Annotated in this window: 12 protein-coding genes; 8 read left to right on the top strand and 4 right to left on the bottom strand. The window is 49.6% G+C overall.

All coding sequences use genetic code 11. From position 1 onward, the window contains the following. The 6 genes from QZT18_RS21710 to QZT18_RS21735 all read left to right on the top strand — a co-directional run. The coding region (locus tag QZT18_RS21710) for a hypothetical protein (RefSeq protein ID WP_366925950.1) at positions 1 to 226 on the top strand (226 nt) is incomplete at its 5' end. 158 nt (positions 227 to 384) lie between these two features. Continuing rightward, complete coding sequence (locus QZT18_RS21715) at positions 385 to 1,413, top strand: ABC transporter substrate-binding protein (RefSeq protein ID WP_294151465.1); 1,029 nt, start codon at positions 385 to 387, stop codon at positions 1,411 to 1,413. Positions 1,414 to 1,534: 121 nt separating this feature from the next. Next, positions 1,535 to 2,458 carry an ABC transporter permease gene (locus QZT18_RS21720; protein WP_294151466.1) on the top strand — a complete coding sequence of 308 codons (924 nt, stop codon included), beginning with the start codon at positions 1,535 to 1,537 and terminating at the stop codon, positions 2,456 to 2,458. Beyond that, positions 2,452 to 3,249: an ABC transporter ATP-binding protein gene (locus tag QZT18_RS21725; protein ID WP_294151467.1), complete on the top strand. Its 798-nt coding sequence runs from the start codon at positions 2,452 to 2,454 to the stop codon at positions 3,247 to 3,249. The genes QZT18_RS21720 and QZT18_RS21725 overlap by 7 nt, the downstream gene beginning before the upstream one ends. Before the next feature lie 267 nt (positions 3,250 to 3,516). After that, positions 3,517 to 5,088 (top strand): C40 family peptidase, encoded by a 1,572-nt coding sequence (locus QZT18_RS21730; RefSeq protein WP_294151468.1) that lies wholly within the window; start codon positions 3,517 to 3,519, stop codon positions 5,086 to 5,088. 666 nt (positions 5,089 to 5,754) lie between these two features. After that, the gene (locus QZT18_RS21735) at positions 5,755 to 7,476 is read left to right on the top strand and encodes a C40 family peptidase (RefSeq protein ID WP_294151470.1); all 1,722 of its coding nucleotides are present in this window, start codon (positions 5,755 to 5,757) and stop codon (positions 7,474 to 7,476) included. A gap of 128 nt (positions 7,477 to 7,604) precedes the next feature. On the opposite strand, the gene QZT18_RS21740 is transcribed toward QZT18_RS21735, so the two are convergent. Continuing rightward, on the bottom strand, positions 7,605 to 8,546 hold the full coding sequence (locus QZT18_RS21740) for a LysR family transcriptional regulator (RefSeq protein ID WP_294151471.1): 942 nt from the start codon (positions 8,544 to 8,546) through the stop codon (positions 7,605 to 7,607). 166 nt (positions 8,547 to 8,712) lie between these two features. Between QZT18_RS21740 and QZT18_RS21745 the strand changes: the two genes are divergently transcribed. Further along, positions 8,713 to 10,992: a hydratase gene (locus QZT18_RS21745; protein WP_294151472.1), complete on the top strand. Its 2,280-nt coding sequence runs from the start codon at positions 8,713 to 8,715 to the stop codon at positions 10,990 to 10,992. An 89-nt stretch (positions 10,993 to 11,081) separates the two neighbouring features. On the opposite strand, the gene QZT18_RS21750 is transcribed toward QZT18_RS21745, so the two are convergent. From QZT18_RS21750 to citC, 3 genes are all read right to left on the bottom strand, one after another. After that, a complete protein-coding gene (locus tag QZT18_RS21750; protein WP_294151474.1) occupies positions 11,082 to 11,306 on the bottom strand; it encodes a hypothetical protein in 225 nt (74 codons plus the stop codon). A gap of 484 nt (positions 11,307 to 11,790) precedes the next feature. Continuing rightward, entirely contained in the window at positions 11,791 to 12,633 is an 843-nt protein-coding gene (locus tag QZT18_RS21755; RefSeq protein WP_294151475.1) for a tyrosine-type recombinase/integrase, read from the bottom strand. A gap of 176 nt (positions 12,634 to 12,809) precedes the next feature. Further along, positions 12,810 to 13,883, bottom strand: coding sequence for a [citrate (pro-3S)-lyase] ligase (citC, locus tag QZT18_RS21760; RefSeq protein ID WP_294151477.1), 1,074 nt, complete (start codon positions 13,881 to 13,883; stop codon positions 12,810 to 12,812). Between the two features lie 216 nt (positions 13,884 to 14,099). Between citC and QZT18_RS21765 the strand changes: the two genes are divergently transcribed. Then, positions 14,100 to 14,897 (top strand): ClpP family protease, encoded by a 798-nt coding sequence (locus tag QZT18_RS21765; protein WP_294151479.1) that lies wholly within the window; start codon positions 14,100 to 14,102, stop codon positions 14,895 to 14,897. Positions 14,898 to 15,020 lie beyond the last annotated feature (123 nt).

Below are 15,020 nucleotides of genomic sequence, written 5' to 3' on the forward strand. Positions count from 1 at the left end.
GGCACTTACCGAGGTTTTTTCGAGGTTAGTGTCCGCTATGTACTCCAAAGAGCGCGAGCGTTTCCTGAAGGAACTTTTTCTGCCCGGATTCCCCACCCGCGACAACTTGCAAGCCGGGACTGAAGACTCACAACCTCCCTCTCACCATTCCGCCCCCCCGGCCGTCCCGGCGGCGTTCTCCTCCCTCAATCCCCACCTTTTGCACTTTAATACGTTGATTTTTTAGGAATTTAAACAAATGAAATTGACTCCGGGCAAAAAGTGTAGTATGATAAGTTTTAATTCCAGTCTGGATAAGAAATTGAATCATTCGTTACAGTCTATTTAAGCCGAATTTGCCCAGGTGCAAGGCAGGTCTGTAACAAAAAAACAGGAGGAGAGATTATGAAAAAAACAAAAAAAATTATGGCGCTTGTTATGGCAGGACTGATGGCGGCATCGATGACAGCCTGCGGTTCCAAATCGGAGCCGGAGACGACGAAAGCTCCGGAGAGTGAAGCTGCATCTACGGAAGCGGCCGAAGCTACTACAGAGGCGGCAGCCGACGGAAAGACTTATAAAATCGGCATCATTCAGTTGACACAGCACGCTGCCCTCGATAAGACGAACGAAGGTTTTGTGGCAGCCCTTAAGGACGCAGGACTTGACTGTGATATTGACCAGCAGAACGCTTCCGGCGATCAGTCGGCATGCCAGACCATTGCCGAGACTCTTGTCAACAACGGCAATGACCTGATTTTTGCAATCGCCACACCGGCGGCACAGGCAGTTGCAGGCGTTACGGAGACAATCCCGATCCTTTGCAGCGCAGTAACGGACCCGGCGGCATCCGGTCTTGTTGAAAACAATGAAAAGCCGAACTGCAACGTATCAGGAACATCCGATTTAACACCGGTAAAAGAGCAGATGGATTTAATGCAGAAGATTATGCCTGATGTCAAGAGCGTAGGCCTTCTTTACTGTTCTGCAGAGTCCAACTCCGTGCTTCAGGTCGATATGGCGAAAGAAGCGCTTGAATCAGCAGGTATCGCATATAAAGATTATACGGTTTCCAGCTCCAACGAGATCCAGACCGTAGTAGAATCCATGGTAGGCAATGTTGACTGTATCTATGCACCAACCGACAACATGATCGCAGCCGGTATGACAACCGTATCCATGGTTGCCACAGAGAACAAGATTCCGGTAATCTGCGGTGAGGAAGGCATGGTAGACGCAGGCGGACTTGCTACATACGGTATCGATTACTACCAGTTAGGATACATGGCAGGCGAGCAGGCCGTGGATATCCTTACAAAGGGCGCAGACATCAAAGAAATGCCAATCGGCTATCTGGATGCTTCCAAGTGTGCTCTGAAGGTAAATGAGGATACGGCTGCCGAACTCGGCATTGATGTATCCAATATTAAATAATTAAGTTCAGGTTATCGTTTACAGGGGGACAGCTTTTTGGTAAGCGGTCCCCTTAATATGGGATATGCGGTATCTACGCCTGATAAAGGTATTTTAGAAAAGTTATTGGAGGAAATAGCAGATGAGTGGTTTGTTAGCTTCCCTTCAGGGCGCCGTGGCACAGGGCGTTCTCTGGGGGATCATGGTTTTAGGTGTTTATATTACGTACCGTCTGATGGACATTGCGGATTTGACCGTTGACGGAAGTTTTGCGCTGGGCGCCTGTGTCTGCGCTGTGCTGGTTGTGAACAAGCGGGTGGATCCGGTTGTCGCACTGCTGGTTTCAGCTATGGCCGGTCTGGCCGCCGGAGCCGTGACAGGCATTCTTCATACTTTCTTTGAGATTCCGGCTATCCTCGCAGGAATTCTGACGCAGATTTCCCTGTGGTCCATCAATTTAAGGCTGATGGGAGGGAAGAGTAACATTCCCCTTCTGAAAGTGGAGACACTGATCAGCAAGTTTGTTAAGATAACGGGACTGACCCAGTCCCAGGCATCCATGATTATCGGTATTATTGCGGCGATTATTATCATCCTGTTCCTGTACTGGTTCTTCGGTACCGAGATCGGCAGCGCCCTGCGTGCGACGGGCAACAACGAAGATATGGTCCGCGCCCTGGGCGTCAACACAAAGATGACAAAACTTCTGGCGCTCACCCTGAGCAACGGCCTTGTCGGCCTTTCCGGCGCTCTCGTATGCCAGAGCCAGAAATACGGAGATATTAACCTGGGAACAGGCGCCATCGTAATCGGCCTGGCATCGATTGTAATCGGTGAAGTCCTGATGGGACGCCTGACTTCTTTCTATTGGAAACTGACCTCGGTTGTCGTGGGTTCCATCGTTTATTTTGTTATCCGCGCCCTCGTACTCAGGATGGGCCTGGATGCCAATGATATGAAGCTGCTCTCCGCAATCATTGTTGCGCTGGCTCTCAGCTTCCCGGTCGTTCTTGCCAAGTACAGGCTGAGAAAAGAATACTCGGAAGGAGATGAAGAGGAATGTTGACAATCACGAATGTAAAGAAAACATTTAACAAAGGCACCATTAATGAGAAAAAAGCGCTGAACGGCATCAATCTTCATCTGGATCCCGGGGATTTCGTTACAATCATCGGCGGAAACGGAGCCGGTAAGTCCACAATGCTGAATATGGTGGCAGGCGTATATCCCATAGACAGCGGCAAGATTGTCATCGACGGAATCAATATTTCAAGACAGCCGGAACATAGGCGTGCAAAATATATCGGAAGGGTTTTCCAGGATCCGATGAGAGGCACGGCGGCCAACATGGAGATTCAGGAAAATCTGGCCATGGCTCTCAGAAGAGGCAAGGTAAGAGGCCTAAGCTGGGGAATTAAAAACAACGAGAAAGATTACTACAGGCAGGCCCTGGCCCAGCTCGATCTGGGACTTCAGACAAGGATGACCAGTAAAGTGGGACTTCTCTCCGGAGGACAGAGGCAGGCGCTGACCCTTTTGATGGCAACGCTCCAGAAACCGAAGCTTCTTCTTCTGGATGAGCATACGGCGGCTCTCGATCCGAAGACGGCCAGGAAGGTGCTTGACCTGACCGAGAAGATCGTCAATGAACAGAGCCTGACCGCCCTCATGGTTACCCATAATATGAAAGACGCCATCCAGATCGGCAACCGCCTGATTATGATGCACGAGGGAAGAATCATTTACGATGTGGCAGGCGAAGAGAAGAAGAACCTGGAAGTGGAAGACCTTCTGGAGAAATTTGAGACGGCCAGCGGAGAAGAATTTGCAAACGACAGAATGATGCTGGCAAAATAGAAGAAATCCCGCGGATACCGGTGGAAAATTATTTTTCCCGGTATCCGTATTTTTTTGTTTTTATAGGGGAACAGAAATTTTTTTGCAGAAAATGGATAAAACTTCACAATTTGTTAATATTTGTAAAAGAAAATTTACATTTACAGGGAGTCAACTTTATTGGCTTTTACCTTCATTTATGATAAAATAAGAATTACGCGCCATGCGCAGGAAAATTTTAGAATATTATGCAGTTTTTAATAAAAAACAAATTGGAGAGATTACCGCATGTTCAAACAAAAAGATAATGATTACCTGGCTTCCCTGAACAGAGCCAGGAAAAAGAGAAATCGGGGAGATTACAAAAAATATGCTCTGATCGCAGCGGGAGTTGCCGTTGTCATCGGAATTGCCGTATTTGCCGGAATGAAACTTCGTAATAAAGAGGCGGGCGGAAAACCGGGAAAAACAGGGGATGTGAATGTTTCTTCAAGTGAGTCTGCCGAAAGCCCGGAGGAGGCATCCAAAGCTGCGGAGGCAAACGAAAAGAAGGCGGTCATTGACTCTTACACAAGACTCGGTATCGTCCAGGTAACGGGATATCTGAATATGCGTGAGAGCGCCAGCACGGATGCCAATGTCATCGGAAAACTGCAGGGAGACAGCGCCTGTGAGATTCTGGACGACTCGATCGAGGGCTGGTACCAGATAAGCTCCGGCGGCCTGACCGGCTACATCAGTTCCGAATTTGTCTTAACCGGTGACGAAGCGAAGGCAAAGGCGGAGGAACTTGTTGTGCCGCGAGCCATTATCACGGTGGATGCACTGAATATCAGAAAAGAACCTTCCATAGAATCGGACGCGGTGGGACAGGCTCTGAAGAACGAGCGGTATGTGATTGAGGAGGACAACGGCGACGGCTGGTATAAGATTCCTTCCGGTTATATTTCCTCCGAGTATTCGGAAAAGAAATATGCGCTGAACGAGGCCAGGAAACTGGACATGAAGTCCATGGTCTTAAACCTCTATAAGAATATTGGTATTTCCAGCGTTGACAATTATCTAAACGTCAGGGAGGAACCAAGCGAAGACGGAAAGATCATTGGTAAGATGACGAGTAAGTCGGCAGGTGAAATCCTTGAGACAACCGAGGACGGCCAGTGGTACAAGATTCATTCCGGCCCTGTTACCGGCTATGTTAAAGCGGAGTATATCCTGACGGGAGGCGCTGCGAAGGACGAGGCGCTGAACGTTGCCGAGCTGATGGCGATTGTTTCAACGGATCGTCTGAACGTCAGGACGGAACCTTCCACGGATTCCCAGATCTGGACCCAGATTTCCAACAACGAGCGCTACGCCGTGCTGAAGCAGACGGACGGCTGGGTGGAGATCGAGCTGGACAGCACCTCGGCCTACGTATCGACAGACTTTGTCGACGTGCGCTATGCGCTTCCTGAGGCAATCAAATTCACACCGCTTGACGAGAACGTTTCCCTCCGAAACAAGATAGTAAACTACGCGATTCAGTTTGTGGGAGGCAAATACGTCTGGGGCGGCAACGATCCACACACAGGCGCCGACTGTTCCGGTTTCGTCAAATACGTTTACAGTCATGTAGCCGGCATCTCCCTGAACCGTGTATCCAGAGACCAGGCAAGACAGGGCAAACAGATTAAGTCAGGCGACATGAAACCGGGCGATCTGATCTTCTATACCAACAGTAAAGGCACCATCAACCACGTAGCAATGTACATCGGAAACGGCCAGATCGTACATGCAGCCAGCCGCAGAAGCGGTATCAAGATCTCGACGTGGAATTACCGTAACCCATACAGAATCATCAATCTGCTCGGAGACTAAATAAAACACAGTACAAAACACAGTACAATACACAAAATAAAACACAAAATAGAAACAAAACAATAAACAAAAAGCAAAAACAGGACAGATATCTGCAGACATGCGGATATCTGTCCTGTTTTTTAGTCAAAAATTGAGGACGCCAACTTCTAAGAATAGCAGGCAGGCTGTGACATGTCTGGTAATGCAGCCGCGACAGTCCCCCATCCCCCCTGAAAAATAAGGACCCATCAGCGGCGGCAGGCTGGCGTGAAATGGCAAAAACCTCTGCGTCTTCAGTCCCGTCATAGACTCCGCGGTGGGGGTGGAGGAAGAAAAAATCTCCGCAGGGGACGTTGGAGTCCATCGGCACTTGGACGGCGTATTTCAGGCGTCCTAGTGACCGTTATGCACTCCATCAGCGAAAGCGGTCCCCGAAGGAGATTTCTTTCTTCCGTAACCCCCACCCATACCGGTAACCTCCGCCGGGACTGAAGACTCACCCCCTCCCTCTCCCCATTTCCCCCCAGCCCTCCTTCCCGCGTCCTAATTTTTCACCTCCCCCCTTATTTTAGAAATTGTAAGTTTTTTATAGTCGCAATTCCTGACAAAATATGATATAATTCTTTCTGAATCGTATCTTTTGTAACAAAAACGTAATAATTACAATGGTTTGGAGAGAGATTAATGGCAGAGCAGAAATCGGATGATTATAAAAACAGGCTGAATAAGGCCAGAAACAAGCGAAACGGTAAAGACCCAATGAAGTATTTTATGTATGCCGCAGGTGGAATCATTGCGGTTCTTCTGGTAGTGGTGGCGGTTAAGCTGGCCAGAGGCGGTACATTTGCAGGACCGGGTAAAGCGAGGATGGTAAAGGAGACGGAGACGGGTGAAGCCGCCCCGGCCGGACTCACGGATGAGGCGGAGAACGCCGATCCGGTTAATGCGGAGCCGACCCTGTCGGCGGAAGAGCTTGCCCAGGCGGAGACAGACAACGAGAAGAAGAGTGTTGTGGAATCCTATAATAATCTGGGACTCGTCCAGGTATCGGGATATTTGAATATGCGTGAGAGCGCCAGCAAGGACGCCAAGGTAATCGGTAAGCTCATGGGAGGAAGCGCCTGTGAGATTCTGGACGACTCGACCGAGGGCTGGTACCAGATCAGTTCCGGCGGCCTGACGGGCTATATCAGTTCCGAATTTGTTTTGACGGGCGATGCAGCCAAGATGGAGGCGTTCGAACAGGTCAAGCAGATGGCGGTTATTACCGCGGATAAACTGAATGTCCGCAGCGAGCCGAGCCCCGATGCTCAGATCGTGGAACAGATTTTAAAGAATGAGAGATATTCCATTATCAGCGAACAGGAAGGCTGGATTCAGATCAGTGACGGCTATATTTCTTCCGAGTTTGTGGACAAGCGGTATGCGCTGAATGAGGCGAGAAAGCTGGATCTCAGGACCATGGTTCTGAATCTTTATGATAACCTGGGAATTTCCAATGTTAACAATTACCTGAATATCAGGGAGGAACCGAAGGAAGACGGAAAGATCATCGGTAAGATGACAAGCAAGTCGGCCGGTGAAATCCTTGAGAAGACGGATGACGGTGAGTGGTACAAGATCAAATCGGGCCCCGTCACCGGTTATGTGAAGTCTGAATTTATCCTTACAGGAGACGCCGCAAAACAGGAAGCATTAAATGTGGCGGAGCTGATGGCAATCGTATCCACCGACCGTCTGAACGCAAGGACGGAGCCGAGTACGGAGTCACCTATCTGGACCCAGATTTCAAACAGTGAGCGCTACGCCGTACTGAAGCAGCTGGACGGCTGGGTAGAGATTGAGCTGGATTCCACAAGCGCTTATGTGGCAACAGACTTTGTGGATGTACGTTATGCCCTCAATGAGGCGATTAAGTTTACTCCGATTGAGGAGACGCCGCAGTCCTCCGGCAATAAGGGCGGAAGCAGCGGAAATAAGGGTAGCAGCGGCAACAAGGGAAGCGGCGTGGGCAATAAGCCTGGCAACGCAGCCGGATCCTCGAAGAGAACACAGATTGCCAACTATGCAACCCAGTTCCTCGGCAACCCGTACGTATGGGGAGGAACGAGCCTGACACGCGGTGCCGACTGTTCCGGATTCACGATGGCGGTTATGGCCCACTTTGGCGTAAGCCTGCCGCACCATTCCGGTTCACAGGCCGGTTACGGCAAATCCATCAATTCCTCACAGATGAGGCCTGGTGACCTGATATTCTATACGAACAGCAGCGGAACCATCAACCACGTTGCCCTTTACATCGGCAACGGCCAGGTCTGCCATGCATCCAATGCGAGGGACGGTATCAAGATTTCCACATGGAACTACCGTACACCTGCCAAGATTGTCAATGTCTTAGGTGATTAAACAGTATGATTTAGAAAAACAACGAAAAGCACGCCTCGCGAACTTTTCATTGCCACCCAATAAAAGAGGTATCCGGTCTGAACAATCAAAAATTCAGACCGGATACCTCTTTTTATGACATTTATCTGTTAAAAGGCTGATCCGAAAAGCTCTTTCATTAAATCGATAAAAACAAGATCCGCCCTGGACAGGAAAGAAGAGGAGGAAGTTCCGATGGAAAGATCCCAATAGGCATGATAGCCGGCAGGAATTGAAAAACAGGAGCCTGCCGCTTCCATGGAAGTCAGCTTTGAATATTGGCGCGGAATAAAGGTGACGCCAGCACCGGAAGCGGCCAGGAGCTGGGCCGTGGAAAAATTCTTTACGGTCAGTTTGATATCAGGCTGGGTAATTCCGGCCTGCCTTAAAAGGGAATCGCTCACCTGACGGATTCTCTGGGAGGGAGGCAGCATAATGAACGGCTCCCCGGCAAGGCGGCGGATGTCTAAAACAGGATAGGGAGCCTGACTTCCGGGTTCCGGCTCTAATGCCATCCCATGCAGAGGAGAATTCCCGCCCGCCACAATCAGAAAGTAATCCCTGGAAAGAAACTGATATTCCAGAAGGGGAGCGGCCGGTTCCTTGGGGGCATGGGCAATGATGAAATCAACCTGTCCGGCGGCGAGAAGAGCTTCCAGGCGGTCGGATGTATCCTCGGTCACCGTTATTTCAATCGAGGGGTACTGCTCCATGAAACCGGGCAGAATTTTTGGAAGGACGACGGTGCCGAGATGGCTTGTGATGCCAAGATGAATCCGGCCTGCCTGCATATCGTTGACGGCGCTGAGCTCCATTTCAAAATTGTCATAAAGTTTGAGAACCTGGAGCGCCATCTGATAATACTTTTCACCGGCATAGGTGAGCGTCAGGCCGTTCGGCGTCCTGTTGAACAGGCTGGTTCCGAGGCTGTCCTCGATCCGCTTGATGAACTGGCTCATGGACGGCTGTGCGATATAGAGTTTTTTAGCGGCCTGAGAGATGCTTTTCTCATCGGCTGCCGTTTTAACGTAAATGAGTTCACGCTGGGTCATATCTATCCCTTTCTAAAATAAGAGAAACAAAGAGCAGTATAGCATAAAAAATATACGGTATATAGATAATATAATATTTGAGCTATGCATGAACGTATTATATAATAAAACCAGAGAAAAGAAAAGCGGAAACCCATTATTATTAAAATAGTTCAGGAGGTATCACATGGTAAAACTGTATGAGGGCGGGGCGTATCTTGTAAACGGTGAAAAACTGGTGACGGAGAGCGCCGAAGCGGAACAGATGCTTGGAAAAAAGATTTCCAGGGAAGAGGCAAGGAAAAATACGATTGCCTATTCAATACTGGAGGCGCATAACACATCGGAGGGGATGGATCACCTGAAAATCCGGTTTGACTCTATGGCTTCCCACGACATCACGTTTGTAGGGATTATCCAGACAGCCAGAGCATCGGGAATGGAGCGTTTTCCGCTTCCCTATGTCCTGACAAACTGTCATAATTCCCTCTGCGCCGTCGGCGGAACAATCAACGAGGACGATCACATGTTCGGCCTTTCCGCAGCTAAAAAGTACGGCGGAATCTATGTGCCTCCCCACATTGCCGTTATCCATCAGTACATGAGGGAGATGATGGCGGGATGCGGAAAGATGATTCTCGGTTCGGACAGCCACACGAGATACGGAGCCCTGGGAACGATGGCAATCGGAGAGGGCGGCGGAGAACTGGTGAAGCAGCTTCTGTGTGATACATATGATGTAGCCTGTCCCGAGGTGGTTGCCGTATACCTGGATGGAAAACCCTCCCCGTTCGTCGGCCCTCAGGATATTGCCCTGGCGATTATCGGGGCGGTATTTAAGAATGGATATGTAAAAAATAAGGTGATGGAATTTGTCGGACCGGGCGTTTCCTCCATGGACACGGACTACCGCAACGGCATCGATGTTATGACAACGGAGACTACCTGCCTTACCTCCATCTGGAGAACGGACGAGGATACAAGGCGGTTCCTGAAACTCCACGGCAGGGAGGAGGATTACAGGGAGCTGAATCCGGGAGAGGCCGCCTATTATGACGGCGTTGTCTATGTGGATTTGAGCACGGTAAAGCCGATGATTGCCCTTCCGTTCCACCCGAGCAATACCTATGAGATTGATGAGCTGAACCGGAATCTGCCCGATATTCTGGCAGAGGTCGAAAAAGAAGCGGACCGGATTGCAGGACGCGAAGGTTCCCTGAGCCTGACGGATAAGATTATAGATGGAAAACTGCATGTACAGCAGGGAGTCATCGCAGGCTGTGCAGGCGGAAATTATACGAATGTGATTGAGGCGGCCCATGCCCTCCGTGGAAGGAACTGCGGAAATGGAGAGTTTACCCTTTCCGTATATCCGTCTTCCCAGCCGGTATTTATCGATCTGGTAAGGAAGGATGCCGTCCGTGAACTGATGGAGGCGGGAGCCATCATCCGCACCGCATTCTGCGGCCCGTGCTTTGGAGCGGGCGATACACCGGCGAACAACGGTCTCAGCATCCGCCACACCACCAGAAATTTCCCGAACCGCGAAGGTTCCAAACCTGGTGTCGGCCAGATGGCCGGCGTTGCCCTGATGGATGCCCGTTCAATCGCAGCCACGGCGGCAAACGGCGGTGTTCTCACATCGGCTGAAACCATGGACTGCTGGGGAGAGATTCCTGCCTATGAATTTGACGATACGGTATATAAAAACAGGGTTTTCTTCGGCTATCAAAAGGCGGAGGAGAAGGAAGAGCTGGTCTGCGGCCCGAACATCAAGGCATGGCCCGAGATGAGCCCGCTGACGGACAATATCCTTCTGAAGGTCTGCTCTAAAATCATGGATGAGGTTACGACAACGGATGAGCTGATTCCATCGGGGGAGACTTCTTCCTACCGCTCCAATCCGCTGGGACTTGCGGAGTTTACATTGAGCAGAAGAGATCCGCAGTATGTGGCCCGCGCCAAAGAGACGAATGCCATTGAGAAAATCAGGGTATCGGGGAAAAATCCGGCGGAAGGTGAAAAAGAGCTTGAGCGCGTCTATGAGGTGATCCGCACAATTGCGGGAAATGAGGAGGCCGACCCGTTAAAGACCGGGATTGGCAGCATGATTTATGCGGTTAAGCCGGGAGACGGTTCCGCGAGGGAACAGGCGGCAAGCTGCCAGAGAGTGCTTGGCGGGCTTGCCAATATTGCGAAAGAGTATGCCACAAAACGCTACCGTTCCAACGTAATGAACTGGGGCATGATTCCATTCCTGATGGATGAGGAACCGGTGTTTGAAGTTGGCGACTATATTTATATCCCGCGAATCAGGCAACAGCTGGACGGCGATTTAAAAGATATCAGGGGCTATGTGATCCGGGAAAGCGCGGATGAAATCCGTCTTCACATTGCCGATATGACGCCAGAGGAGAGAGAGATTGTAAAGGCCGGATGTCTAATCAATTACAACAGGAACAGATAGTGTGTCAAAAAAATAAAGATCGGGAGACAGTGGTCTCGCCATGAAGTTCCCCCGCATTTGCATGTGAAAACGGCAAATGCGGGGGAACTTCATGGCATAGGATCCGAAAGGTCTGTTCCCCTGGCTTTCTGCTCCTCTTCAATCCACTGCCTGGCATGAAAAACCGCCCGGTGCGCATTCATATATTCGATTCTCCGGCTTTCATCCGAAACTGCGCCCGTATCCGCCTCGTTTTCTCTCTGGTTTGCCGGACCGTCGCTGATCAGGATTTTTCGTTCCTTTTCGCCTCCAAAATCCTCAATTATAATATTCAAGTGATTACCTCCCTCGATATTGCCCTTTGACGGGCTGCGTTTGGATTCCGCCAGATGAAGTACAACATAATGTGAATTATGTAACAAAACATGTTCGGGACAGTGAAGGAAAGAGCGGGAAAAGTGTTTTTACCGATTGGATTCCATTAGGATTATTCGGAAGAAGACCGTTTATGAAAAAATTATTAAGAGTTTAAGAAGATTACAGGGAAAAACGTTCGGACTTTGTAACTTTTAATTCAGGTAAATTGTGATATAATGGGATAATATGGAAATTCTTATATTTCTGCGAAGCGATTTTTCTGTTTCAGAGCGCTGTACAAGTCAGTAGATAGTAAGAAAAAACATTGGAAATTCTGTTTAAATTCTATTTTGGCAGGATAGATTCTCTTTTTTTAAGGTGAAATAAAAACCGGTTTGTTTTTTGACTATGTACTACTACATAATTCACATTATGTTGTTTTAATTCTTTTACCGTAGAATCTCACAAGATCAGTCTCATCCGTTCAATCTGCCGTCTGTGTTCATTTCCCGATGTGATAATATAAATCCTGGTCGTATTGATGCTGCTATGTCCCAGCAGATCCGCCAGCTTGGAGATATCTTTTTCCATTTTATAATAAGTCCTGGCGAAGAGATGCCTCAAATTATGGGGAAATACTTTCATGCCGGACACGTTGGCATGGCGGCATAAATCCTTCATTTCCTTCCAGACATTGCTCCGGTTAACGGGTTTTCCTTCTCTCGTGACAAATACGGGACCGCGCCGGATGGATTTCTGCCTGACGTATTTCCGGAGCAGTATTCTCAACTTCTGCGGCAGAAAGACCTGACGGCTTTTCCCCTTACATTCCACATTGGCAATTCCGCTCTGTACGGAGTTCACCGTGATGAAGACAAGCTCGCTGACCCGGATTCCAGTGCTGCAGATGGTCTGGATAATGAGGCTGAGGCGGTCTTTATTCAGATCCCCGGCCGTCCTCACGAGCCGGTAATATTCTTCTTTCGTCAGTTCCTTCTCCTCGGGACAGTACAGACGGCGCTGGACCTTTATCTGCCTGACCTTAAACTGGCGCCACCCGGCAAACTCCATAAACTGGTTAAAGGAGGCCAGCATGGAGTTGACGCTGCTCGCGGCATATTGCTCCGCCAGGGTTTTCTTATAACCGATGGCCAGTTCCTTGGTGATTTCCCTGTCTCCGAGGAAGCCGATGAATTTCCGGATATCCCTCATGTATTTCTCAACGGTATGCACACTTTTTTCTTCCTGCGCCAGATGTCCGGCAAACAGTTCAAGCATTTCCGGGGTTGGGTAATAGTTTTCCATTTTTCCCTCCATATAATTTGTTCTGCTGATTATATTATCACTATATGGAGTATATTTTCACCTTTTTGAGGAAAACACCGCTGGAAATTACTGGGCATTCCCGTACATTTTGCCGCACAATCAATTATGTTCATCCGGCGGATAACAGTTGACGGAAAGCAATTTTCAAACACGCTCTAGTAATGGCGCACCTCGCCGCTTTGACGGATTTTTTCCACCACGTCCGCCGCCTCGTCTGAGAGGAAATAATTCAGGGTAGTCTCCGGAACCAGGCCGCGTATGGATTCGGTATCTCCGCTGTGGATCCGTTCACGCACGGTGGACGCGCTGATGATTTCCGGACCGGCCGTCTTTCGCGGTATGATGCGGCAGGTGACGCCGGAAGCAGGCAGATCGGCCTCCATGATTTCATTATAAATTCCCGTGACCTGGCTCGACGGTTCTTCCCCGACATAGCGGATGGTGATTCCAAGCGTCTGTGAAATCCTGCCGAAGATGGCGGTGTCCAGCTTGGCATGTGTCCGTATAACAACGTCTTTCTCCTTCAGGAAATAGGAGGGAAAGGTGGCGCTTGAGATCAGATAGCTGCCCGTCTGATGAAAGACCAGGTTTTTTAAATGGGAGCTGCCTTCTTTTACAAGCCGCAAGCGCACATCAAAGGGCACCAGGGAGGCGTCCTCCGAGACGACAAATACGTGGAGCAGACTGCAAGCGGCGGCCGCAGTGGCAAGCAGATGAAGGTGTCCCAGGGTAAAGGGATTGGCGTTCATTACGACCGCTCCGACGGGAAGGTTTCCGGCAGGGGAGAGCGCTTCAAGCTGAACCGCCGTCTCCTTTTTCAGGTTTTCCAGATAGGAGGAAAACCCGTTTCTGCGGTTTTCCATAAAGACTACCTTTCCGTCCGCCCGGGCGATTTCATAGAATCCGAGATCGCGGAAGAAGAGAGCCTTATCATATTTAGTATAGAGGAACAGGCTCGTGATGTTCTGTTCGAATTCATACTGGATCAGATGGCTGACAATCTGGTTTAAGAGTCCCTCGCCCTGATGGGAGGAATCCACGGCCATACAGCGCAGCGTGTTGGCAAAGCAGGAACCGGTTGCGGCAAGATGATAATCGTCGTCATACAGCCCAATGGTATAGTGAAGGTTCGCATCGCGCTCAATCCCTTCCTGTGCGAGGAGGGCGTCCAGCTTTTTCATTTCCCGGCGATCGTTATAAAAAATGCGGCTTAAGTGATATTCTGACATATAATTCTCCGTTTCTTTCATTCATTAAATCGTTTTGCGCCTTAAATGACATAACAACAGCTTCTATTATAACGGATTTTGACCGCGTCAACAAGAAAAATAAGGACGTATGATTTTCCTGATGCTGCTTTCTGAACGGTTACGTATATTTTACCAGCTAAAAACGCAGAATAACAGGAAATAAGAGTTGAAGAATTTTAATTGAGGAGGCCTGTGATGCTGATACGAGAGTTTGACGATGAAACAGTTGATTATGAAAAGAAAAATAGCGCCCGGAAAAATGGTGCGGAAAATACGGGAAAAAATGCAGGACCAGACGGCAAAGAGCCGGAAGTAGAACAGCAGAAAATCAAAAATGAAGCGGCCAGGGAGGAGCGGATCCGGGAAACCGGCCAGGTTCTTCTGGAAGACAGCAAGGACGGCGCCCATTTTCACCTGATATCCGTCATTGGGGAGATAGAGGGACATGAAAATCTGTCCGGCAATACAAAGACCACAAAATACGAGCATATCCTGCCCAAGCTTGCCGAAATAGAAGACAGCGCAGAAGTGGACGGTGTTCTCGTTCTCATCAATACGGTGGGAGGGGACGTGAGCTGCGGCCTGGCGCTCGCCGAGATGATCGCTTCCCTCAGCAAGCCGACGGTTTCACTTGTGATTGGCGACAGCCACTCCATCGGCGTTCCCCTGGCGGTGGCGACGGACTATTCATTTATCGTTCCCACCGGAACCATGATGATACACCCGGTCAGAATGTCGGGAACCGTGATAGGCGCGGTGCAGACATACGACTACTTTGAAATGATCCAGGATCGGATTTTAAACTTTGTCTCCAGCCATTCCGGAATCGCCTATGACCAGCTCAGGCGCCTGATGCTCAATACGGAGATGCTGACGAAAGATCTCGGTACCGTTCTGGTTGGAGCGGATGCCGTGAAAGAGGGGCTTATCAACGAGGTGGGCGGAATCCGTGAGGCGTTGAAAAAGCTGAATAGTTTGGTGGCTGAAAAATGAGAACGCCGCCGGGATGGCCGGGGGCTGGATGGTGAGGTGAGATTATGAATCTTCAGTCCCGGGATGAGGGTTGTCGCGGGTGGGGAATCCGGGCAGAAAAAGTTCCTGCGGGAAACGCTTGCG

It is taken from the genome of uncultured Clostridium sp. (assembly GCF_900547735.1).
In the GTDB taxonomy this organism is placed as follows: domain Bacteria; phylum Bacillota; class Clostridia; order Lachnospirales; family Lachnospiraceae; genus Otoolea.